At 72.4% G+C, this 21,338-nt stretch carries 19 protein-coding genes and 1 tRNA gene; 5 read left to right on the forward strand and 15 right to left on the reverse strand.

What is annotated here, in order from left to right; all coding sequences use genetic code 11:
* Nucleotides 1-86: 86 nt before the first annotated feature.
* The 13 genes from ABD823_RS08225 to ABD823_RS08285 all read right to left on the reverse strand — a co-directional run bounded on the left by ABD823_RS08225 (nt 87) and on the right by ABD823_RS08285 (nt 12,849).
* Nucleotides 87-956: a WecB/TagA/CpsF family glycosyltransferase gene (locus ABD823_RS08225; RefSeq protein ID WP_344857459.1), complete on the reverse strand. Its 870-nt coding sequence runs from the start codon at nt 954-956 to the stop codon at nt 87-89.
* A gap of 50 nt (nt 957-1,006) precedes the next feature.
* Nucleotides 1,007-1,951 (reverse strand): glycosyltransferase family 2 protein, encoded by a 945-nt coding sequence (locus tag ABD823_RS08230; RefSeq protein WP_344857461.1) that lies wholly within the window; start codon nt 1,949-1,951, stop codon nt 1,007-1,009.
* Entirely contained in the window at nt 1,948-2,910 is a 963-nt protein-coding gene (locus ABD823_RS08235; protein WP_344857463.1) for a sulfotransferase, read from the reverse strand. The genes ABD823_RS08230 and ABD823_RS08235 overlap by 4 nt, the downstream gene beginning before the upstream one ends.
* A gap of 112 nt (nt 2,911-3,022) precedes the next feature.
* The gene (gene cysN / locus ABD823_RS08240; protein ID WP_344857465.1) at nt 3,023-4,285 is read right to left on the reverse strand and encodes a sulfate adenylyltransferase subunit CysN; all 1,263 of its coding nucleotides are present in this window, start codon (nt 4,283-4,285) and stop codon (nt 3,023-3,025) included.
* A 103-nt stretch (nt 4,286-4,388) separates the two neighbouring features.
* On the reverse strand, nt 4,389-5,303 hold the full coding sequence (gene cysD, locus ABD823_RS08245) for a sulfate adenylyltransferase subunit CysD (RefSeq protein WP_344857467.1): 915 nt from the start codon (nt 5,301-5,303) through the stop codon (nt 4,389-4,391).
* 33 nt (nt 5,304-5,336) lie between these two features.
* A complete protein-coding gene (locus ABD823_RS08250) occupies nt 5,337-6,101 on the reverse strand; it encodes a 3'(2'),5'-bisphosphate nucleotidase CysQ (protein WP_344857469.1) in 765 nt (254 codons plus the stop codon).
* The gene (locus tag ABD823_RS08255; protein ID WP_344857523.1) at nt 6,101-7,537 is read right to left on the reverse strand and encodes a sugar transferase; all 1,437 of its coding nucleotides are present in this window, start codon (nt 7,535-7,537) and stop codon (nt 6,101-6,103) included. The genes ABD823_RS08250 and ABD823_RS08255 overlap by 1 nt, the downstream gene beginning before the upstream one ends.
* Before the next feature lie 128 nt (nt 7,538-7,665).
* The gene (pth, locus tag ABD823_RS08260; protein WP_344857471.1) at nt 7,666-8,280 is read right to left on the reverse strand and encodes an aminoacyl-tRNA hydrolase; all 615 of its coding nucleotides are present in this window, start codon (nt 8,278-8,280) and stop codon (nt 7,666-7,668) included.
* A 55-nt stretch (nt 8,281-8,335) separates the two neighbouring features.
* Nucleotides 8,336-8,959: a 50S ribosomal protein L25/general stress protein Ctc gene (locus ABD823_RS08265; RefSeq protein WP_344857473.1), complete on the reverse strand. Its 624-nt coding sequence runs from the start codon at nt 8,957-8,959 to the stop codon at nt 8,336-8,338.
* A 208-nt stretch (nt 8,960-9,167) separates the two neighbouring features.
* Nucleotides 9,168-10,145 carry a ribose-phosphate diphosphokinase gene (locus ABD823_RS08270; protein ID WP_344857475.1) on the reverse strand — a complete coding sequence of 326 codons (978 nt, stop codon included), beginning with the start codon at nt 10,143-10,145 and terminating at the stop codon, nt 9,168-9,170.
* The gene (gene glmU, locus ABD823_RS08275) at nt 10,142-11,596 is read right to left on the reverse strand and encodes a bifunctional UDP-N-acetylglucosamine diphosphorylase/glucosamine-1-phosphate N-acetyltransferase GlmU (protein ID WP_344857477.1); all 1,455 of its coding nucleotides are present in this window, start codon (nt 11,594-11,596) and stop codon (nt 10,142-10,144) included. The genes ABD823_RS08270 and glmU overlap by 4 nt, the downstream gene beginning before the upstream one ends.
* Before the next feature lie 164 nt (nt 11,597-11,760).
* Nucleotides 11,761-11,833, reverse strand: a tRNA-Gln gene (locus ABD823_RS08280).
* Nucleotides 11,834-11,883: 50 nt separating this feature from the next.
* A complete protein-coding gene (locus ABD823_RS08285) occupies nt 11,884-12,849 on the reverse strand; it encodes a helix-turn-helix domain-containing protein (protein WP_344857479.1) in 966 nt (321 codons plus the stop codon).
* A gap of 292 nt (nt 12,850-13,141) precedes the next feature.
* Here ABD823_RS08285 and ABD823_RS08290 point away from each other — a divergent pair, with 292 nt between their 5' ends.
* The 4 genes from ABD823_RS08290 (at nt 13,142) to ABD823_RS08305 (ending at nt 18,335) form a co-directional block, all read left to right on the forward strand.
* The gene (locus tag ABD823_RS08290; protein ID WP_344857481.1) at nt 13,142-14,083 is read left to right on the forward strand and encodes an acyl-CoA desaturase; all 942 of its coding nucleotides are present in this window, start codon (nt 13,142-13,144) and stop codon (nt 14,081-14,083) included.
* A gap of 124 nt (nt 14,084-14,207) precedes the next feature.
* On the forward strand, nt 14,208-15,242 hold the full coding sequence (locus ABD823_RS08295; protein ID WP_425566580.1) for a TetR family transcriptional regulator: 1,035 nt from the start codon (nt 14,208-14,210) through the stop codon (nt 15,240-15,242).
* A 158-nt stretch (nt 15,243-15,400) separates the two neighbouring features.
* Complete coding sequence (locus tag ABD823_RS08300; protein WP_344857485.1) at nt 15,401-17,464, forward strand: RNA degradosome polyphosphate kinase; 2,064 nt, start codon at nt 15,401-15,403, stop codon at nt 17,462-17,464.
* Entirely contained in the window at nt 17,457-18,335 is an 879-nt protein-coding gene (locus tag ABD823_RS08305; protein WP_344857487.1) for an NUDIX hydrolase, read from the forward strand. Before ABD823_RS08300 ends, ABD823_RS08305 begins: the two co-directional genes overlap by 8 nt.
* A gap of 79 nt (nt 18,336-18,414) precedes the next feature.
* Here ABD823_RS08305 and ABD823_RS08310 read toward each other — a convergent pair whose 3' ends face one another.
* Both ABD823_RS08310 and ABD823_RS08315 read right to left on the reverse strand, forming a co-directional pair.
* Nucleotides 18,415-19,896, reverse strand: a complete 1,482-nt coding sequence (locus ABD823_RS08310) for a CYTH and CHAD domain-containing protein (RefSeq protein WP_344857525.1) — start codon at nt 19,894-19,896, stop codon at nt 18,415-18,417.
* 64 nt (nt 19,897-19,960) lie between these two features.
* Complete coding sequence (locus tag ABD823_RS08315; RefSeq protein WP_344857489.1) at nt 19,961-20,740, reverse strand: trans-aconitate 2-methyltransferase; 780 nt, start codon at nt 20,738-20,740, stop codon at nt 19,961-19,963.
* 57 nt (nt 20,741-20,797) lie between these two features.
* On the opposite strand from ABD823_RS08315, the gene ABD823_RS08320 reads away from it, so the two are divergent.
* Entirely contained in the window at nt 20,798-21,328 is a 531-nt protein-coding gene (locus ABD823_RS08320; RefSeq protein WP_344857491.1) for a MarR family winged helix-turn-helix transcriptional regulator, read from the forward strand.
* Nucleotides 21,329-21,338 lie beyond the last annotated feature (10 nt).

The following is a 21,338-nucleotide window of genomic DNA, read 5'->3' on the forward strand; positions in this document are numbered from 1 at the left end:
CGCGCGCCCGCGGAAGGGCCCCGCGAGACGGCGGAGGGGCCCCCTCCCTCGGGCGGCGGGAGGGGGCCCCGGTCGTCGGGCCCGCGTCAGGAGAACAACCGCTTGAGCAGGCAGACGGAGAGCAGCCGGAGCGCGAACGGCAGGTCGTCGGCCAGGTAGCGGCGGGCCAGCCGGCCCGGCTCGCACAGCAGCCGGAACAGCCACTCCAGCCCGGAGCGCTGCATCCACTCCGGCGCCCGGCGCACCGCGCCGGCCGCGAAGGAGATCGCCGAGCCGCAGCCGACGAACCAGGTGCCCGGCAGGTCCTCGCGGAGCGCCGCGATGAGCCGGTCCTGCTTGGGGAAGCCCAGCCCGACGAAGACCAGCCGGGGCCCCGCGGCCACGAGCGCCTCCCTGACCCGGGCGTAGCCGTCGGCGCTCTCCTCGAACCCGTGCGGCGGCGCGTCCACCCCGGAGACCACCAGCCCCGGGTACCGGTCCACCAGCCGCACCGCCGCCTGCTCGGCCACACCCGGCGGCCCGCCCAGCAGGTAGACCGGGTAGCGGTAGAAGGCCGCCGCCTCCGACAGGGACCAGATCAGGTCCGCGCCGGTGACCCTGCCGGGCACGGGGGTGCCGAGCAGCCGCGCCGCCCACACCAGCGGCATGCCGTCGGCCACCACGAGGTCGGCGCCCTCCACCAGCCGACGCAGCGCGCCGTCCCGGGCGACGGCCCGGCTGATGTCCACGTTCGGGGTGACGATGTGGCCGCCCTCGCCCCGCTTCAGCGCGGCCACCACGTGGTCGACCACCTCGCTCTCGGTCATCCGGTCGAGCGCGACGCCCGCCACCCGCACCCGGCGGCGGAGCCGCCTGCGGGTGGCCTTGTCGGGCCGGGGACGCTGCCGCGGGACCGGTGGGACCAGGGCCCGCGCGGGCCTGGCCTGCCCCGCCGGTCCCGTCGGCCCCACCGCCATCGCGAGGCACCCGTCGGCGACCACAGGGGCCCGCCCTGCACCGGCCCGCATCAGATGCCGTGTCCGCGGTGGTGCAGGCGGCTCAGCACGGCCTGCGCGGACACCAGCCCCGCCGCCACGGCGAGCGCGATCGGCGCACGGGGTTCGCCGTGCCTGGCGGTGAACGCCCGCCAGGCCCAGCGTCCCGCCTCCCTCCGGTGGCCGAGGGCCGCGTGGTGGAAGGCGAGCTGGCCGTAGATCCGCGCCGCGCCGCGCGGGTCCACGGCCAGATCGGGGTGCCGGGCGAGCATCCACTCCAGCCCGGCGATGCGGTCGGCCCAGCGGGTCGCGTACATCGACCCGCCCCAGCGCACCCGCACGTAAGGACGGTCCACGTGCACGATCGGGCGGCGCGCGGCCGCGCGCAGCGCCAGGTCCCAGTCCTCGTTCTGGCCGCCGGGCGCGCTCTCGTCCACCCAGAGCGAGCCGCGGCGGAACAGGAACGTCGAGGAGTGCACCATCACCATGCGCGAGCGGACCAGCTGCTCGCGCGTCACCCGGCGGGTGCCGGCCAGCCGCGGGACCCGCCGGGAGCCGTACTCCACCTCGATGGCGCAGCTGGCGAACTCCGCCCCCGGTTCCTGCCGCAACGCCGCGACCTGAGCGGACACCTTGCCCGGCAGCCACTGGTCGTCGTCGTCGCAGAAGGCGACCAGGTCGGTGCCGAGCGCGGCGATACCGGTGTTGCGCGCCCCCGGCAGGCCGGGGCTGAGCCGGTTGGGCAGCACCCGCACCCCGCGCGCGGGCGGTGGCTGCTGCCCGCGGACCGCCATGGCCCGCCCGGCGAGGAGGTCGGCCACCTGGCCGGCCACCCGCGACGGGTCGCCTCCGTCGGCGACGATGACGATCTCCACGGCGCCCGGGTAGTCCTGCGCGAGCGCGGCGCACGTGGCCGCGCGCAGCTGGCCGGGCCGATGTCCTCGCGTGGGGATGACCACGCCCACCGATGGACTCACGAGAGCCTCCAGGGATAGTCGTATCGGAGCATCAGGGGCCAGGTCAGTGCGGTGACCAGGCTCCCCTGCCGGGGCGGGGCGCCGGTGCGCCAGCCGTCGTCCCGGGTCAGGCCGATCCGCCCGACGGTGAAACGCATGGGGTTGCCCGAGACGGTGTGCGCCGTCGACAGCTCCGCCGCACCGTCGCCCAGGAAGCCGAGGCCCGGCCGGACGCCGAGCACGGCGGCCAGCCGGCGCAGCGTCCGGGCGGGCGAGTCCAGCAGGTCCTCGTAGCGGACCCGGGTGACGGGGACGCCCTCGCGGGCCAGGAGTTCGAGACCGAGGTTCTGCGCCAGCCAGTGCAGCGAGGTGCGGGCCGGCGACCAGCTCATCATGGGAGCGCCGTTCTCCGGGCGCGCGACCCTGCGGCGCCAGGAGTGCGCGACCGCGCGGGGATCGCGGACGACGTGCACGACGTGCACGTCGAGCCCGGCCGCGGCCAGGCAGAAGGCCAGGGAGGCGTGCTTGCTGGAGTCGACGACGACCGGACCGCCGGCGGTCTCCGCCGCCGCCTCGTAGAGCCGGCGGTACGCGGTGGCGTACTCGCCCAGCTCCTCGGTCGCCGCCGGCGACCGCCACGCCCCGGCGCCCGCCCGCTCCTCGGCCAGCAGCCTCCGCAGCGCCGGAATGCGCCGGGTCCGGTCCACCCGCGCCCGCAGCGCGAGCACCCGCTCGGCCTGCCCGGCGGACCAGCCGCCGAACGCCCGCTCGCCGACCTTCCGCCAGAACGGGCACGCGTGGAACGGCTCGCCGCACCCGCAGGACTCGTCCGCCAGCACGCCCCTCGCCCAGAGGTGGACCACCTCGCCGAGGGCGGCGCAGCCGGGAAGCTCACCGAGCAGGCGCTCCAGCAGCGTGGTGCCGCTGCGGCCCAGCCCACCCAGGAAGACCACCCGGGTGGGCGACGGACGACCAGACACAGGCACGAATCCTCACCGTTACGGATACGGAACGTGCCGACGATATCGCGGAGAGTAACTTGGCGGTCAGTGAACAGTCAAACGATCTACCTGCGGCGATCGGCCCGGAGGACTACCGGGCCTCGACGATCATGCCCGCGCCGACGGTGTTGTTGGTGGCCTCGTCCACCAGGATGAACCCGCCGGTGAGGCGGTTTCTGGCGTACTCGTCCACGAACAGCGGCTGGGTGATCCGCAGCGAGACCCGGCCGATCTCGTTCAGGCCGAGCGCCGTGGCCGACTCGTCGCGGTGCAGGGTGTTGACGTCCAGCCGGTAGTGCAGGTCGCGCACCAGCGCGCGGGCCGTCCTGGTGGTGTGCTTGATGGTCAGCTTGGCGCGCGGAGCCAGCCTGGCGGCGTCGGTCATCCAGCAGACCATGGCCTCCACCTCCTGCGCGACGTGCGGCTGGTTGTTCGGGCGGCAGATCATGTCGCCGCGCGAGATGTCGATGTCGTCCTCCAGCCGGAGGGTCACCGACATGGGCGGGAACGCCTCCTCCACCGGCCCGTCGTAGGTGTCGATCGAGGCGATGCGCGTGGTCAGCCCGGACGGCAGGTGCACGACCTCGTCACCCGGCTTCAGCACGCCCCCGGCCACCTGGCCGGCGTACCCGCGGTAGTCGTGGAAGGCGGGATCGGTCGCCTTCTGCGGGCGGATCACGTACTGCACGGGGAACCGCACGTCGACCAGGTTCCGGTCGGAGGCGATGTGCACGTTCTCCAGGTGGTGCAGGAGCGACGAGCCGTTGTACCACGGCATGTTCTCCGACCGGGCGACCACGTTGTCGCCGTGCAGCGCCGAGATCGGGATGAACGTCAGGTCGGGCGCGTTCAGCTTCGAGGCGAACGCGGTGAACTCCTCGCGGATCTCCTCGAACCGCTCCTCGGAGTAGTCGACCAGGTCCATCTTGTTGACGGCCAGCACCAGGTGCGGCACCCGCAGCAGCGTGGTCAGGAACGCGTGCCGGCGCGACTGCTCCAGCACGCCCTTGCGCGCGTCGATCAGCACCACCGCCAGGTCCGCCGTGGAGGCCCCGGTCACCATGTTCCGGGTGTACTGGATGTGCCCCGGGGTGTCGGCGATGATGAACTTCCGCCGCGGCGTGGCGAAGTAGCGGTAGGCCACGTCGATCGTGATGCCCTGCTCCCGCTCGGCCCGCAGGCCGTCGGTGAGCAGCGACAGGTCGGTGTACTCGGTGCCGCGGTCCCGGGAGGTGCGCTCGACCGCCTCCAACTGGTCCTCGAAGATCGCCTTGGAGTCGAAGAGCAACCGCCCGATCAGCGTCGACTTCCCGTCGTCGACGCTTCCCGCCGTGGCGAAACGAAGGATGTCCATTACAGCTGCTCTCCAGGGGTCGTACGGCGTGCGCGGGAAGCGGAGGAGTGCGCCGGGCGGGCGCGGAGGACGGACGGACGAGCGAGGACGGGCGGGCGGGCCATCAGAAGTAGCCCTCCCGCTTGCGGTCCTCCATCGCGGCCTCGGAGGCGCGGTCGTCGGCGCGGGTGGCGCCCCGCTCGGTGATCCGGGTCGCGGCGATCTCCGCGATGATCTCCTCGACGGTCGCCGCGGTGGACTCCACCGCGCCGGTGCAGGTGGCGTCGCCGACCGTGCGGTAGCGGACCGTCTTCTCCATCAGCGGCTCGTCCTCCCCCCGGGTGACGAACTCGCTGTCGGCCAGTAGCATGCCGTCGCGCTCGAAGACCTTGCGCGTGTGCGCGAAGTAGATGGACGGGATCTCGATGCCCTCGCGCCGGATGTAGTCCCACACGTCCAGCTCGGTCCAGTTGGACAGCGGGAACACCCGGATGTGCTCGCCCTTGCGGATCTTCGCGTTGTAGAGGTTCCACAGCTCCGGCCGCTGGTTCTTCGGGTCCCACTGGCCGAACTCGTCGCGGAAGGAGAACACCCGCTCCTTGGCGCGGGCCTTCTCCTCGTCCCGGCGGGCCCCGCCGAACACCGCGTCGAACTCGTTGTCCTCGATCGCGTCCAGCAGCGGCACGGTCTGCAGCCGGTTGCGGGAGGCCCGCCGGCCGGTCTCCTCGACCACCCGCCCGGCGTCGATGGCGTCCTGCACGGACGCCACGACCAGCCGCACGCCCAGCTCCGCGACCCGCCGGTCGCGGAACTCGATGACCTCCGGGAAGTTGTGGCCGGTGTCCACGTGCATCAGCGGGAACGGGATCGGCGCCGGCCAGAACGCCTTCTCCGCGACGCGGAGCATGACGATGGAGTCCTTGCCCCCGGAGAAGAGCAGACACGGACGCTCGAACTCCGCCGCCACCTCACGCATGATGTGGATGGCCTCCGCCTCGAGGACATCGAGCTGCGACGTGGTGTAGTCGCGCTGAAGCATCTGACTCTCCCATCGGGGATTGGGGGCATGCCCTTAACGGTGCAGATCCCGGATTCCGGCGAGCAGCGTTGGCGCCAGTCCTGGTAGGGATACCAGAATATCCGGTAGCGAGGGGTCATCCTGGTTGTAGGTCAGCTCCGAGCCGTCGATCCGGCTGGCGTGGGCCCCCGCTGCCAGCGCGACCGCCACCGGCGCCGCCGAATCCCACTCGTACTGCCCCCCGGCGTGCACGTACGCCTCCACCTCACCGGTGAGCACCGCGCAGATCTTCGCCCCCGCCGAACCGATCGGCACCAGCTCCGCACCCACGAGGTACGCCAGCCTCTGCACGAACTCCGGCGGCCGGGTCCGGCTCACCGCGATCCGCGGCCTGCCCTCCCGCTCCCCCGGCAGCACCGGCGGCTCCGCCGTCGACAGCGTCCGCCCCTGCGCCGGCAGCGCCACCGCCCCGGCGACCAGCGCGCCGCGCTCCCAGAGCGCCACGTGCACCGCCCAGTCCGCCCGGCCCTCCTCGGCGAACTCCCGGGTCCCGTCCAGCGGATCCACGATCCACACCCGGTCGGCCGTCGACCGGCGGGAGGCCAGCCGCTCCTGCCGGGTCGCCTCCTCCGACAGCACGCTGTCACTCGGGCGCAACCGGGCCAGCGCCTCCGTCAGGAACCGGTGCGAACCCGCGTCGCCCTTCGCCCGCAGCGCGGACGGGTCGCCGAACCCCTCCTCCTTGCGCAGCGCCAGCAGCCGCTCACCGGCCTCCGTCGCCAGATCCCCGGCCAGGACATGATCGTCGCGAATCGTCATCAGTATGCTCCAGCCCCTCGCGCGACAGCCGACCAAGTCTTCCACAGGATCTGCAGGTCCAGCATGAGGGACCAGTTCTCCACGTAACGCAGGTCCAGGGTGACCGATTCCTCCCAGCTCAGGTCCGACCGTCCGCTCACCTGCCACAGACCCGTCATCCCCGGCCGCACCAGCAGCCTCCGCCGGACGTCGTCGCCGTACCGCGCCACCTCCTCCGGCAGCGGCGGCCGCGGACCCACCAGCGACATGTCACCCCGGAGCACATTGATCAGCTGCGGCAGCTCGTCCAGCGAGTGCCGCCGCAACCAGGCGCCGAGCGGCGTCACCCGCGGATCGTGCCGGATCTTGAACAGCACCCCGCCGTCGTCGCTCACCAGCGCGATCTTCCGCCGCTCCGCGTCGGTCACCATCGTCCGGAACTTGTAGATCGTGAACTCCGCGCCGTCCCGGCCCACCCGCGTCTGCCGGAACAGCACCGGCCCCGGCCCCGACATCCGCACGGCCAGCGCCAGCGCCAGCAGCAGCGGCAGCCCCGCCACCAGCAGCAGCCCCGCCCCGGCCCGGTCGAACAGCGACTTCAGCACCCGGCGCAGCCCCGCCAGCTCCGGGTGGTCCACATGCAGCAGCGGCAGCCCCGCCACCGGCCGGATCGACGTCCGCGGCCCCGCCACCTCCATCAGCGCCGGAGCGACCACCAGATCCGTGCACGTCTTCTCCAGCCGCCAGGCCAGCCGGCGCAGCGCCGCCCCGTCCATCTCCGGACAGGCCAGCACCGCCACCGTGTCCGCCTCCGCCTGCCCCACCACCAGCGGCACGTCCGACAACCCGCCCAGCACCGGGACGCCCGCCACCTCGGCCCCGCCGCCGCGCGGCACGCACACCCCCACGACCTCCATGCCGTGGTAGCGCTCCCGGCGCAGCCGCTCCACCAGCTCGGCCACCGCCGCCCGGTGCCCCGCCGCGACCACCCGCCGCATGCACGCCCCCCGCGCCCGCCTCCGGTGCAGCGACCGCCGCAGGCCGTACCGGGCCAGGAGCGTCAGCACCGTGCACAGCGGCACCGCCAGCACCACGTACCCCCGCGCGACATCCGTCTTGGTCGCGTACGCGCCGACCGCCAGCGCGGCGGTCACCATGAACCCGCACTGCAGCACCCGCTGGAACTCCTCCGGCCCCAGCCCGATCAACCGCGCCTCGTAGGCCCGGTTCAGCGCGACCACGCACACCCACACCACCGGCAGCGCCGCACTCAGCACCGCGTACGGCACCGCGTACGGCGTCACCTCACCGAACCGGACGAAGAACGCCGCGGCCGCCGACAAGGACGCGCAGCCGAAGTCCGCGACGACGGCCCGCGCCCGGTGATCCCGCACCCAGCCCGGCTCCCGGACGCGCGCCGCCGGCACGGACCCCGACACCACGTGGAGAGCGGTCACGTCGCGCACGCACACCCCTCCGTGTAACCGTTCGTATACCGACAGTCATGGAATGGTATCGGCGAGCAGAAACACCAGAGGGAGGAATCGACAGAACGCCCACCCGCACCGCCGGGCCCGGCCGGCGGTCAGCGAGGCGGGCCCGAGAGCTTCAGATCCAGCGCGTGGAAGGCGTTCTGCGTCGCCTCCAGCCCCACCCGCACCAGCGACTCCACCACGTCCGCCGCCCGGTCCACCAGGAACGGCAGCTCCTTCCGCTCCGCCGTCGCGAAGTCCCGCAGCACGAACGCGGCCACGTCCATCCGGCCCGGCGGACGGCCGACACCGAACCTCACCCGCAGGTAGTCCCGCGACCCCAGCGACTTCGTGATCGACTTCAGCCCGTTGTGGCCGTTGTCGCCCCCGCCCAGCTTCGCCCGGAGCGCGCCGTACGGAACGTCCAGCTCGTCGTGGACCACCACCACCCGCGCCGGCTCCACCTTGTAGAAGTCCGCCAGCGCCTTCACCGGCCCGCCCGACAGGTTCATGAACGACAGCGGCTTGGCCAGCACCGCGGGCGCCCCCGCCACCCGGCCCTCCAGCACCTCCGCCCGCGACCGGTGCGCCTTGAAGCGCCCCCCGGCCCGCGCGGCCAGCTCGTCCAGCACCATGAAGCCCGCGTTGTGCCGGTTCCCGGCATACTCCGGCCCGGGATTCCCCAGACCGACCACCAGCCAGCGGTCCACGGCCGGCACCCCTTCCATATGCGCGTCAGGGCAGCCCGGTCCCGGGCTGCCCTGACAGGTCTAGCAGAGAGAACTACTCGGCGGACTCGCCCTCGGCGGCCTCCGGAACCCCGGCCTCGGCGGCGGCCTCGGCCTCAGCGGCCCCGCCCTCCTCGGCGGCCGGCGCGGTCTGCGCCGCGGAGACGACCAGCACCAGCGACTCGGGGTCGGCGACCAGCGTGGTGCCCTTCGGCAGCTTCAGCTCGCCGGCGGTGATCTGGGCACCGACCTCCAGGCCCTCGACGCTCACCTCGACGCCCTCGGGGATGTGGGTCGCCTCGGTCTCGACGGAGACCGAGACCATCTGCTGGTCCAGGATGCCGTCGGCGACCTCGCCGGTGACGGTGACCGGGATGTCCACGGTGACCTTCTCGCCGCGCTTGACCAGCAGCAGGTCCACGTGCTCCAGGAAGCCCTTGATCGGGTCCCGCTGCACGCCCTTCGGCAGCGCCAGCTCGTTGACCGCGCCCTCCAGGCGGATCAGCACGTTCGGCGTGCGCAGCGCCAGCAGCAGCTCGTGACCCGGCAGGGTCAGGTGCTGCGGCTCCGTGCCGTGCCCGTAGAGGACGACCGGCACCTTGTGCGCGCGGCGGATCTTGCGGGCGGCGCCCTTGCCGAGGGCGGTACGCGGCTCGGCCTGGATGACTACTTCGGACACGGCGATCTCCTAGGGATCATCGACGGTGGAAAGGCGCGCTCCCCCTCACCCGCCCTAGCGGAAGGCGTTACGAGCGCACGACCCGCACAGCCTACCGGCTCGGCGCGGGACTCCGTCCCCGCGCGGGCACTCGGGAACGCACGGGGACACACGGCGGGCGCCCCGGGACCCCCGGGAAGACCCCGGCGGAAGGCCCCGGCCGCCCTCTCTAGCTGTCGCCCTCGAACAGGCTCGTCACCGAACCGTCGCTGAACACCTCGGTGATCGCCCGGGCCAACAGCGGGGCGATCGACAGGACGGTCAGGTTGTCGAACCTCTTCTCCTCCGGAATCGGCAGCGTGTTCGTCACGATGACCTCGGAGATGCGCGAGTTCTTCAGCCGGTCCACCGCCGGGTCCGAGAAGACCGCGTGCGTCGCCGCCACCACCACATCGGTCGCGCCCTGCTCGTAGAGCGCGTCCGCCGCCTTGCAGATCGTGCCCGCCGTGTCGATCATGTCGTCGATCAGCACGCAGGTCCGGCCCTTCACCCGCCCCACGACCTCGTTCACCTTCACCTGGTTCGCCACGTCCAGGTCGCGGCGCTTGTGGATGAACGCCAGCGGGGTGCCCAGCGTGTCCGCCCAGCGCTCCGAGAGCCGCACCCGGCCGGTGTCCGGCGAGACCACCGTGGTGTTCTCCAGGTCCAGCTTGTCCTTCAGGTAGTTCACCAGCACCGGCATCGCGAACAGGTGGTCCACCGGGCCGTCGAAGAACCCCTGGATCTGCGAGGTGTGCAGGTCGATCGACATCAGCCGGTCGGCGCCCGCCGTCTTGAACAGGTCCGCCATCAGCCGCGCCGTGATCGGCTCCCGGCCCCGGCCCTTCTTGTCCTGCCGCGCGTAACCGAAGAACGGCATGATCACGGTGATCCGCTTGGCGGAGGCGCGCTTCAGCGCATCCACCATGATCAGCTGCTCCATGATCCACTGGTTGATCGGCCCGGTGTGGCTCTGGATGACGAACGCGTCGCTGCCCCGGACCGACTCCTGGTAGCGGGCGTAGATCTCGCCGTTGGCGAAGTCGCGCAACGTCGTCGGGCTCGTCACGATGCCCAGATGGCTGGCCACCTCCTCCGCCAGCTCCGGATAGGCGCGCCCGGAGAAGAACATCATCTTCTTCTCACCGGTCTGCTTGATGCTGCTCATTTGGAGGTGCTCCCCTGCTGATCTCCGGCCTCGGCGGCCCGCTGCGCCGCCTCCGCCGATCTGGTGCCCGGCCGCTTGCGCACCGTCCACCCTTCAATGTTGCGCTGCCGCCCGCGGGCCACTCCGATCGCCCCCGCGGGGACGTCGGAGTCGATGACCGAACCCGCGGCGGTGTAGGCGCCGTCACCGATGTTCACCGGCGCGACGAGCATGGTGTCGCACCCCACGAACGCGTGGTCGCCCACCGTCGTGTGGTGCTTGTTCACTCCGTCGTAGTTCACGAAGACCGAGGAGGCGCCGATGTTCGCCCCGGCGCCGATCGTGGCGTCGCCCACGTACGACAGGTGGGGGACCTTCGAGCCCTCGCCCACCCGGGCGTTCTTCATCTCGACGTAGGTCCCGGCCTTGGCCTTGCGCGCCAGCACCGTCCCCGGCCGCAGATAGGCGTACGGGCCCACCGTCGCCTCCGGGCCGATCTCCGCCTCCACGCACACCGCGTTGCGGACCACCGCCCCCTCGCCGACCACCGTGTCCGTCAGCGTCGAGGCCGGACCGACCTCCGCCCCCTCCGCGACCACCGTACGGCCCTGCAGCTGGGTGCCCGGGTGGATCACCACGTCCCGCCCCAGCACCACGTCCACGTCCACCCACGTGCTGGCCGGGTCGACCACCGTCACGCCCGCCCGCATGTGCTCGGTCAGCAGGCGGTCGTTGAGCACCCGGCGCGCGAAGGCCAGCTGCACCCGGTCGTTGACCCCCTCCACCTCGACGTGGTCGGCCGCCACGTGCGCGCCGACCCGGTGGCCGTCCTCCCGCAGGATCGACAGCACGTCGGTGAGGTACTCCTCCCCCTGGGCGTTGGCGGCCGAGACCCGCTTGACCGCGTCGGCCAGCAGCAGGCCGTCGAACGCGTAGACGCCGGAGTTCATCTCCCTGATCGCCCGCTGCTCCTCGGTGGCGTCCTTCTCCTCGACGATCGCCAGGACCGCGCCCGAGGAGTCACGGACGATCCGGCCGTAGCCGTGCGGGTCCGGCACCTCGGCGGTGAGCACGGTGACGGCGTTGCCGTCGGCGGCGTGCCGCGCCAGCAGCCCCGCCAGCGTGCCGGCGCGCAGCAGCGGCGTGTCGCCGTAGGTCACCAGGACCGTGCCGTTCACGGTGCCGACGGCCTCCAGGACCGTCCGGACCGCGTGACCGGTCCCCCGCTGCTCGGCCTGGACCACCGTCCGGGCGTCGGGAGCGGTCACCGCCAGATGCGCCTGCACCCGCTCCCGCTCGTGGCCGATGACGACGATCAGCCGCTCGGGCTCCAGGCCCCTGGCGGCGGTGAGCATGTGGTCGACCAGCGCGCGGCCGCACAGCTCGTGCAGGATCTTGGGTGTTCTCGACTTCATCCGGGTGCCCTCGCCTGCGGCGAGGACGATGACGGCGGCCGGGCGCGGCACACTCACGGGCGAGGCTCCCTCGGCATCGCGGCTTGAGACACGACGAAATGGATGACGGACGGCTACCGCCCGGGCAGCACGCCGTCACCCGCTCGACAACGTGAGGATACCTTCCCCGGAGGGGCTCCCCCAGTCGGCCCGACACGGGCCAAACTAGACAAACATCACAGTTCCGCCGCCTGGACTCGAACCAGGACATCCCGACACCAAAAGACGGTGGGCTGCCAATTACCCCACGGCGGATCGTTCGGACGGACCTGGCGGGTTGGTGTCCCATCCAGGCGAGCCCGCCTCTACTTTACCGGGGAAGGCGCCCCTCCGCTGATCGAGATACGCCAGCTCCGCCCCGACCGCCGGACGACCGGCACCGGGACGGGGCGCCCGTCCTCCCCCGCCGGAAGGAGGCTCCCCCGCACCACCCCCGCCGCCCACCCTTCGATCCTCCGATACGTCTCCATCGACTTCAGCACGTCGATCCGGAGGCAGCCCCGGTAGTCGGCACCCGTGTTGTGCCGTACCGTCCGGGCGTTGTGCCTCTTGAGGGTCGTCCGCCGGAACTGACCCGGGTCCGCGCCGGTCAGATCGAGCCAGAACCGCTCGGCCGCCTCGACGTCGGCGCTCTCGTGGATGTGGACCCGGAAGCAGAGGCGGTCCCGAGACACGCCCGCGACCTCCAGGAACCGGAGGAACAGGCGGATGAGGCCGGGATCGCTGTTGATGAACGTGACATGGTTGGACTCGCGACGGGGCTTGTTCTTGTAGCCCTCACACCAGTAGGCGACGGCCCCGGCGATGAGGATCTCACGGTCGGTCAGCCTTCCCACCTCGGCGGCGGCGGCGGCGTCGGAGATCTCCTGGCGGGCGGCCCGCCGGATCTCCCGCTCCCGCTCCCAGTAACGCTCCACCCCCTCAGCGGTCCGTCTGCGGGCCTCCTCCCAGCTCAGCCGCCCGGCCCTCGGCAGGTCCCGGACCCACAGGGAGACCGAGGACCTGGAGACGCCCAGCTCCTGCTCGATCTCCTGGTAGGTCCACCCCCGGGCCCGCAGCTCCCGCGCCCTGAGCCGCAGGTCGTCCTTGGCGTTGGCGCGGAGCGGGGAACCGGCCGGGACGGCGCCGGCGAGCAGTTCGTTGATGGTCCAGTCGCCCGCCAGGCCGAGGGCCTCCTTGATCTGGGCCCGCGTCCGGCCCGCCGCCCGCAGCGCCACGGCCCGGGCGCGGAGCTCCTCGCGTTGGATCGCCTGATCGGAAGTCGTCGCCATAGGGGAACACTAGTTCCCATGACACTGCACGTTCAAGTGGATGCAAAGAGTAATCATCGACTGCGGGGCACCCGGGCGGATTAGCCGCCGCCTCACGGGGCAGGCGGGATGCGAGCCCCTATCAGGGCACCCGGCGGGAGGCAAGTCATGGTCGCGCCAGGAAATCGACCGCAAAGACTCGGCTTCACCCCGTTGGCTCTTTAGGGGTTCTAACTTACCGTTGCGTAGGTTACGGTTGCGTAGCCGTAGCCGTCCAAGGCGTACGCTTCAGCCGATCTTCACGAGGTACCGCATGACAGTCGTATCCGACCGCCCCGCTCCCGCACCCAAGCCGGAGTTCGACCCCGAGCTGAAGACCCGCCCAGAGCTGATCACCTTCGGGGTGGTCGTCGCCGCGCCCCTGGTCGCTCTGGCCGCGGCCGTCCCGTTCGCCTGGGGCTGGGGCCTGGGATGGACCGATGTCGCGATCGCCGTCGTCTTCTACCTGGTGTCCGGGCTGGGGGTGACCGTCGGCTTCCACCGCTACTTCACGCACGGCTCGTTCAAGGCGAAGCGCCCGCTGAAGCTGGCGCTGGGCATCGCGGGCAGCCTGTCGCTGGAGATGTCGGTGCTCGACTGGGTGGCGACCCACCGCAAGCACCACAAGTTCTCCGACAAGGAGGGCGACCCGCACTCGCCGTGGCGGTTCGGGCCGGGCTTCAAGTCGATGGCCAAGGGCCTGCTCTGGGCGCACATGGGCTGGCTGTTCGAGCCGACCCGCGCCAACCGCGAGAAGTACGCCCCGGACCTGCTGCGGGATCCGGACATCATGAAGCTGCACCGCTGGTTCCCGGCGCTGGCGATCACCTCGATGGTGGCCCCGGCGGTCCTGGGCGGCCTGCTGACCTGGTCCTGGTGGGGTGCGGCGACGGGCTTCTTCTGGGGCACGCTGGTCCGGATCGGGCTGCTGCACCACGTGACGTGGTCGATCAACTCCATCTGCCACGTGTTCGGCGAGGAGACGTTCGAGTCCCGTGACAAGTCGCGCAACGTGTGGTGGCTGGCGATCCCGTCCTTCGGCGAGTCGTGGCACAACCTGCACCACTCCGACCCGACCTGCGCCCGGCACGGTGCGCTGAAGGGTCAGATCGACATCAGCGCGGCCCTGATCCGGCTGTTCGAGAAGGCCGGCTGGGCGTACGGCGTGCGCTGGCCGAGCCCGGAGCGGTTGGCGGCGAAGCGCATTGGGGGCTGACCGGGCGGTGGTCGTCCCCGCGGGCCCGGTGCCGGTGGATCCCGGCCCGCCCGCGGGGGCCGCTCCGGTGGTCCGGGCCGGTACGGCGCCCGCCGTGCCGGCCGTTGGGGCCATTATGGGACGTGTGAACGAGCCTCGGCGGCGGATGACCGGTAAGGAGCGCAGGGAGCAGCTGATCCAGATCAGCCGGTCCCTGTTCGCGGAGAAGGGGTTCGACGGCACGTCGGTGGAGGAGATCGCGGCGCACGCCAACGTCTCCAAGCCGGTGGTCTACGAGCACTTCGGCGGCAAGGAGGGCGTCTACGCGGTCGTCGTCGACCGGGAGATGCAGAAGCTGCTGGGCATGGTGACGGAGGCGCTGTCGGCCTCGCACGCGCTGGTCAAGCTGGAGCGGGCGGCGCTGGCGCTGCTGGCCTACGTCGAGGAGAACAGCGAGGGGTTCCGGATCCTGGTGCGCGACTCGCACGCGGCGTCCGGGACGGGCACGTTCGCCAGTTTGATCAACGACATCGCCAGCCAGGTCGAGGACGTCATGGTGGACGAGTTCGCCCGGCGGGGGTACGACCCGAAGCTGGCGCCGATGTACGCGCAGATGCTGGTCGGCATGGTCGCGCTCACCGGGCAGTGGTGGCTGGACGTGCGCCGGCCGTCGCGCGAGGAGGTGGCCGCGCACCTGGTGAACCTGTCCTGGAACGGCCTGACGGGTCTGGATCCGCGCCCCCGTCTGACGGCGGCGTCGCGGGAGGCGGGGTCGGCCGTGGCCGTGCCTCGTCCGGTGGCGGCGCGCCCCGCGGTGGTGCGGTCGGCGGTGGTGCAGCCGAGTGAGAAGGAGCTCCGGGAGCGGGAGAAGGCGCGCGAGCGGGAGCTGAAGGAGCTGGAGAGGCTCCGGGAGCGCGAGCAGCGCGAGGCGGAGAAGCTGGCGCGGGAGCAGGAGAAGGCCCGGCAGCGGGAGCTGCGGGAGTTGGAGAAGGCCCGGCAGCGGGAGCTGAAGGAGCAGGAGCGGCTGCTGCGGGAGCAGGAGAAGGCCCGGGAGCGGGAGCTGAAGGAGCTGGAGCGGGTCCGCCTCCGGGAGGCGAAGGCGGCCGAGCGGGAGGCCGCGCGGTTGGCGAAGCTGGCCGAGCGGGGCAGTGAGCCGGAGGGGTCGCGGCTGCGGGAGTGAGGGGCCCGGCGGGAGGGCCGGGTGCGGGCCGGTGTGGAGGGTCGCAGATCCTCGGGGTCGGGGCCCGAGGTCATCGGATCCCATGGACACCGGAAAGCAAAAGCGTCCGTTGAGCCGTAGTTAACGTTCCGTTCAATAAAATTGGGCATTGTGGTCATATGTCCGCAGAAGCCGCATCCCCCGTCTCGGACGGGCTCCCCCTTCCCCAGGAGCGCTTCCTCAACCGCGAGGAGAGCTGGCTCCAGTTCAACGAGCGCGTCCTGGAGATGGCGGAGGACCCCTCACTGCCGCTGCTGGAGAGGGTCAGATTCCTGGCGATCTTCGCCAGCAACCTGGACGAGTTCTTCCGCGTGCGGGTGGCGGGGCTGCGGCGCCGGATGGCCACCGGGCTTCTCCTGCGCACCAAGAGCGGGTTGAAGCCCCGCGAGGAGCTGGCCAGGATCGCCGCGATCGCCGACGATCTGGCGCGCCGGCACGCGGCCTGCTTCCACGAGCGGATCCGGCCCCTGCTCACCGCCGAGGGCATCGAGACGATCCGCTGGGACGATCTGAGCCGTGACGAGCGCACCGAGATGCGCAAGCTGTTCCGCGAGCGGATCCGTCCGGTGCTGACGCCCCTGGCGGTCGATCCGGCGCACCCCTTCCCCTACATCTCCGGTCTGTCGCTCAACCTGGCCGTGACCGTCCGCAATCCGGCGACCGGCAACACGGTGTTCGCCCGGGTGAAGGTCCCCGGCAGGCTCCCGCGCTTCCTGGAGGTGTCCAAGGACCGGTTCGTCCCGCTGGAGGACGTGATCGCCGCTCACCTGGGCCAGCTGTTCAAGGGCATGGAGGTGGTCGAGCACCACGTCTTCCGGGTCACCCGCAACGAGGACCTGGAGGTGGACGAGGACGTCACCGAGAACCTCATGCAGGCGCTGGAGAAGGAGCTGCTCAAGCGGCGCTTCGGTCCGCCGGTCCGGCTGGAGGTGGAGGACACCATCACGCCCGAGGTGCTGGACCTGCTCGTGGACGAGCTGGGCGTGGACGAGCACGAGATCTACCGGCTGCCCGGCCCGCTGGACCTGACGGGGCTGCACGCGATCGCGGACCTGGACCGCGGGGAGCTGAGCTTCCGCCCGTTCGTGCCCGCGGAGGTCGTGCACGTAGAGGACGACATCTTCGCGGTGCTGCGCGAGCGGGACGTGCTGCTGCACCACCCGTACGACTCGTTCGCCACGAGCGTGCAGCGCTTCATCGAGCAGGCGGCCGCGGATCCGAACGTGCTGGCCATCAAGCAGACGCTCTACCGGACGAGCGGCGAGTCGCCGATCGTGGACGCGCTCATCGACGCGGCCGAGGCGGGCAAGCAGGTCGTCGTGGTGGTGGAGATCAAGGCGCGGTTCGACGAGCACGCCAACATCAGCTGGGCGCGCAAGCTGGAGCGGGCGGGCTGCCACGTGGTCTACGGCGTGGTGGGCCTGAAGACGCACTGCAAGCTGGCGCTGGTGGTCCGGCAGGAGTCGTCGGGGGAGCTGCGCACCTACTGCCACATCGGGACGGGGAACTACAACCCGAAGACCGCCCGGCAGTACGAGGACCTGGGGCTGCTGACGGCCGACCCGCTGGTCGGCGAGGACGTCACGGACCTGTTCATCCACCTGACCGGCTACTCCAACCACTCGGCCTACCGGCGGCTGCTGGTGGCCCCGCACTCGCTGCGGGGCGGGCTGCTGGCCAGGATCGAGCGGGAGATCGCGCACCAGCGGGCGGGCCGGCCGGCCCGGATCCGGATGAAGACGAACTCGCTGGTGGACGAGCCGGTCATCGACGCCCTGTACCGGGCCTCGCAGGCGGGCGTGCCGGTGGACCTGTGGGTGCGGGGGGTGTGCACGCTGCGGCCGGGTGTCCCGGGGCTGTCGGAGAACATCCGGGTCAGGAGCGTGCTGGGCCGGTTCCTGGAGCACTCGCGGATCTACGAGTTCGGGCAGGGCCGGCGGCCGGAGATCTGGATCGGCAGCGCCGACCTGATGCGCCGCAATCTGGACCGCCGGGTGGAGGCGCTGGTGAAGGTCACCAGCCAGCAGCACCGGCTCTACCTCAGTGCCCTGCTGGACCGGGCGATGGCGGAGGAGACGGCGGCGTGGTGGCTCAACGCGGACGGCACCTGGACGCGGCAGCGGGGTGACGACCTGCAGAGCCATCTGATCGCCTCGCGGCGGTGGAGGTCGGTCGATGACTGAGCGGCGGGCCCGGCCGGACGGCGAGATCCGCGCGGCGGGGGCGGTGGTGTGGCGGGGCGAGGAGTCCGCTCCGGAGATCGCGCTCGTCCACCGGCCGCGGCACGGGGACTGGTCGCTGCCGAAGGGCAAGCTGAAGCCGGGCGAGCACGTGGTCGCGGGAGCGCTGCGCGAGGTGGCGGAGGAGACGGGGGCGGCCGTGGTGCTGGGCCGGCCGCTGCCGGCGGCCCGCTACCCGGTGGACGGGCGGCCCAAGCGGGTCGACTACTGGGTGGCCCGCGCGGTGGCGGAGGGGGAGCCCTCGGCGGCGGACGAGGTGGACGAGGTGGCCTGGCTCCCGCTGGAGGATGCCTGGCGGCGGCTGACCTACGCGTGGGACGCGGAGCTGGTGCGCACGCTCGCGGGGGCCCCGCTGGTGACGGCCCCGCTGGTGCTGGTCCGGCACGGGACGGCGGGGTCGCGGGACCGCTGGGAGGGCGACGACGACCTGCGCCCGCTGGACGGGGCCGGCCGGGCGCAGGCGGAGGCGCTGGCGGGCGTGCTGGCCGCCTGGCGCCCGGCGGAGCTGGTCAGCTCGCCGAGCCTGCGGTGCGTGCAGACGCTGCGGCCGTACGCGGAGCGGGCGGGCGTGGAGATCCGCTGCGAGCCGCTGCTCTCGGAGGGCGGCTACGATCCCGGCCCGTCGCTGGCGGTCGCCTCGGCGGTGCTGGAGTCGGGCGGGTCCGCGGCGCTGTGCAGCCACGGCAAGGTGCTCCCCGAGCTGATCTCCGCTCTCACCGGCGCGCCGGAGGAGGTACGGCTCGGCAAGGGCGCGTTCCTGGTGCTGCACCGCGCGGGCGGCCGGATCGTCGCCTCGGAGCGCCACCCGGTCTAGGGACGCCGCACGGGCCCGCCGGGGACCGTCCGCGGGCGGGCCCGGCCGGGAACCGGGTGCGCCCGGGCGGTTCCGGCGGTCACAGGAGGTCGGCGACGGCCTTCGCGGTCTTCTTCCACAGGGCGGGGAACTCCTCGCGGGCGCGCTCGGCGCGGGCCCGTTCCAGGCCGGTCAGGACGCCGTAGGTGAAGGTGTCCTCTCCGGCGAGCCGGGCGGTCCTGGCCTCGGCGGCGAGCCGGGCGGCCGCGACCACGCCGTCCTGGTGGAGGCCGAGCGCCTCCTGCACGGCCTCGGCCCGCTCGGCGAGCGCGGTCATGCCGATCGCCTCGGCGGTGTAGCGGGCCCGTTTGGCGGCCTTGCGCACCTCGTGCAGGGCGGCGCGCCGCCCCGCGGCGTCCTCGGCCGCCTCGGCGGCGTCGTGGGCGCGGGCGACGCGGCGCCAGCTCTTGGCCGCGACGGCGGTCAGCTCGGCGGCGGGGCGGGCGGCGGCCTCGGTGAGCGCGGGGGCGGCGACCAGGTCGTCGAGGGCGTCGAGCAGGGCGAAGTAGCGTTCGCCGCGCAGCGCCTCGCGGATCCGTTCGAGGGCCTCGTGCTCGGCGTCGAGCAGGTCGGAGCCGAGGCGGGTGCGGACCGGGCCGGTGACGAGGTCGTCGTCGAGGGCGTCGAGGGCGCGGGAGAAGCGCGCGCGGATGACCTCCAGGTCGCGGGCCTCGCCGAGGACCTCGCCGAGCCACTTCAGTTCGTCCCGGAGGGGCCGGGTGCCGCCGACGACGCCTTTGAAGGACTTCAGGGCGCTGCGCAGGCGGCGGCAGGCGACGCGCATCCGGTGGACGGCGTCCTCCTCGTTCCTGCGGACCCGGGGGTCCTGGGCGAGCAGCGCGTCGCGCTGGCCCGCGAGGTAGCCGACGACGACCTCTCCGGCGCTGCCGGGCCGGGTCGCGGCGAGCCGGGGGCCGGGGATCTCACGGGCGGCGCCGAGCAGGCGGGCGAGCTTGCTGGCCGAGCCCGCGGGTTCGGCCCCGGCCTTGCGGAGCCGTTTGCCGATCTTCTTCAGGAGCTTCGCGTCGCCCTCGACGAGTTCGGCCTCGACCTCGCGCCAGCGTTCGACGTACGGCATGCCGTCGGCCCCTTCGGGCACGGTGCCCTTGACGCGGTCGTCGGCGATCTCCGCGAGCCGCACGCCGGCGCCGTTGCGCAGGTGGGTGACGGAGCGGCGGGTGTCGAGCTCGGCGACGGGCACGAGGGGGGCGCCCCGGGTGTGGGCGAGGACGAGGTCGGCCAGCTCCACCGGGACGGTCTTGGTGCTGGGGGTGAGGGGGTGGGTGATCTCCTGCCGGACGCCCTTGGCCTTGGGCAGTTTGAGGTGCCAGCCGGGGTCGGGGCCGCCTCTGCGGCGGCGGAGGGTGATGCCGCGGGCGGCGAGCCTGAGGTCGGCGGTGTCGAAGTAGAGCGCGACGAGCCGGTGGGATCTGGGTCCGGCGATCTCGTCGCAGCCCGGCAGCCCGGTCAGGTCCGGGAGCCGGTAGTCCTCCGGGACGTCGAACTTGTCCTCGATCTCCATCGCCACAGGCCCACCCCACTTACCGGCCATTCATCACGTTATCGCAGTGTTCATCGCCGTTCCGTCAGCTGCCGGCGGCGGGCTTGCGCGCGACGACGAAGATCCGCCGGAACGGGAACGGCGTGCCGTACGGCATGCGCGGGTAGACCTCGTCCAGCAGGCGCCCGCAGTCGGCGAGGAACTCGGCGTGCTCGGACTCCGGCAGGCGGTCGAGCATGGGGCGCAGCGCGGTGCCGGCGATCCAGCCCAGCACGGCGTTCTCCCCGGGCAGGACGTGCAGGTAGGTGGTCTCCCAGGCGTCCACCGCGCAGCCCAGCCGCGCGAGCAGGTCCAGATAGTCGGCGGGCTCGCCCACGGGGTCCTCCCGGAGCAGGTCGCCGAGCCACTCGAACCACTTCAGCCGGATGACCTCGCGGACCGCCTCGTGGCTGGGCGCGTGGAAGTTGCCGGGCACCTGGAAGGCGAGCCAGCCGCCGGGCGCGAGCGCCTCGACCCAGTACGGCAGCACCACGCGGTGCTCCGGCACCCACTGCAGGACGGCGTTGCTCACCAGCACGTCCACCGGGCGCTCCGGGCGCCAGTCCAGGATGTCGCCGACGGCGAAGGTCAGCCGATCGCCCGGCCGGGCCTTGCCGATCATGGCGGGTGAGGCGTCGAAGCCGTGCACCTCGGCCTGCGGCCAGCGCCGGGCCAGCTCGGCGGTGAGTTCGCCGGTGCCGCACCCGGCGTCGACGACGTAGGAAGGGGTCTCGGCACCGACTCGGGCGAGGAGGTCGTGGAAGGGCCGCGACCGCTCCTCGGTGAAGCGGGCGTAGATCTCGGGGTCCCACATATCTCTTGACATCAAGATAATCGTTATCAAGAGAGATATCTCGATGTCAAGACAGATAGACTTCCTGCCATGACCTCGAACGACCCGGACCGCCGAGAGGACGAAGTCGACCATCTGGTCGCCTCCTGGCGGAAGGAGCGCCCCGACCTCGACGTGGAACCGCTCCAGGTGCTCAGCCGCGTCTCCCGGCTGGCCCGCCACCTCGACCGCGCCCGCCGGGCCGCCTTCGCCGAGCACGGGCTGGAGCCCTGGGAGTTCGACGTGCTCACCGCCCTGCGCCGGGCCGGCGAGCCGTACGAGCTGAGCCCGGGGGCGCTGCTGCGCGCGACCCTCGTCACCTCCGGGACGATGACCAACCGGATCGACCGCCTCGCCGCGGCCGGGCTGGTCACCCGCCGCCCCGACCCCGAGGACCGGCGCGGGGTGCTGGTCTCACTGACCGAGGCGGGCCGCAAGCGCGTGGACGACGCCTTCACCGACCTGCTCCGCCGCGAGCGCGAGCTGCTGTCCGGGCTCGGACAGCGCGAGCAGCAGGCCCTGGCGGGCCTGCTGCGCACACTGCTCATCCCCTTTGATGCGACCGACTCCGGAGCACCTTGAACCACAGAGC

The organism is Planomonospora alba, assembly GCF_039534085.1.
GTDB classification, from domain to species: domain Bacteria; phylum Actinomycetota; class Actinomycetes; order Streptosporangiales; family Streptosporangiaceae; genus Planomonospora_B; species Planomonospora_B alba.

Coding starts and splice junctions, on each gene's coding strand:
- ABD823_RS08225 (WP_344857459.1), bottom strand. CDS start 956: ATGGCGGTGGGGCCGACGGGACCGGCGGGGCAGGCCAGGCCCGCGCGG.
- cysN (WP_344857465.1), bottom strand. CDS start 4,285: ATGGACATCCTTCGTTTCGCCACGGCGGGAAGCGTCGACGACGGGAAG.
- cysD (WP_344857467.1), bottom strand. CDS start 5,303: ATGCTTCAGCGCGACTACACCACGTCGCAGCTCGATGTCCTCGAGGCG.
- ABD823_RS08250 (WP_344857469.1), bottom strand. CDS start 6,101: ATGACGATTCGCGACGATCATGTCCTGGCCGGGGATCTGGCGACGGAG.
- pth (WP_344857471.1), bottom strand. CDS start 8,280: ATGGAAGGGGTGCCGGCCGTGGACCGCTGGCTGGTGGTCGGTCTGGGG.
- ABD823_RS08270 (WP_344857475.1), bottom strand. CDS start 10,145: ATGAGCAGCATCAAGCAGACCGGTGAGAAGAAGATGATGTTCTTCTCC.
- ABD823_RS08285 (WP_344857479.1), bottom strand. CDS start 12,849: ATGGCGACGACTTCCGATCAGGCGATCCAACGCGAGGAGCTCCGCGCC.
- ABD823_RS08290 (WP_344857481.1), top strand. CDS start 13,142: ATGACAGTCGTATCCGACCGCCCCGCTCCCGCACCCAAGCCGGAGTTC.
- ABD823_RS08300 (WP_344857485.1), top strand. CDS start 15,401: ATGTCCGCAGAAGCCGCATCCCCCGTCTCGGACGGGCTCCCCCTTCCC.
- ABD823_RS08305 (WP_344857487.1), top strand. CDS start 17,457: ATGACTGAGCGGCGGGCCCGGCCGGACGGCGAGATCCGCGCGGCGGGG.
- ABD823_RS08310 (WP_344857525.1), bottom strand. CDS start 19,896: ATGGAGATCGAGGACAAGTTCGACGTCCCGGAGGACTACCGGCTCCCG.
- ABD823_RS08315 (WP_344857489.1), bottom strand. CDS start 20,740: ATGTCAAGAGATATGTGGGACCCCGAGATCTACGCCCGCTTCACCGAG.
- ABD823_RS08320 (WP_344857491.1), top strand. CDS start 20,798: ATGACCTCGAACGACCCGGACCGCCGAGAGGACGAAGTCGACCATCTG.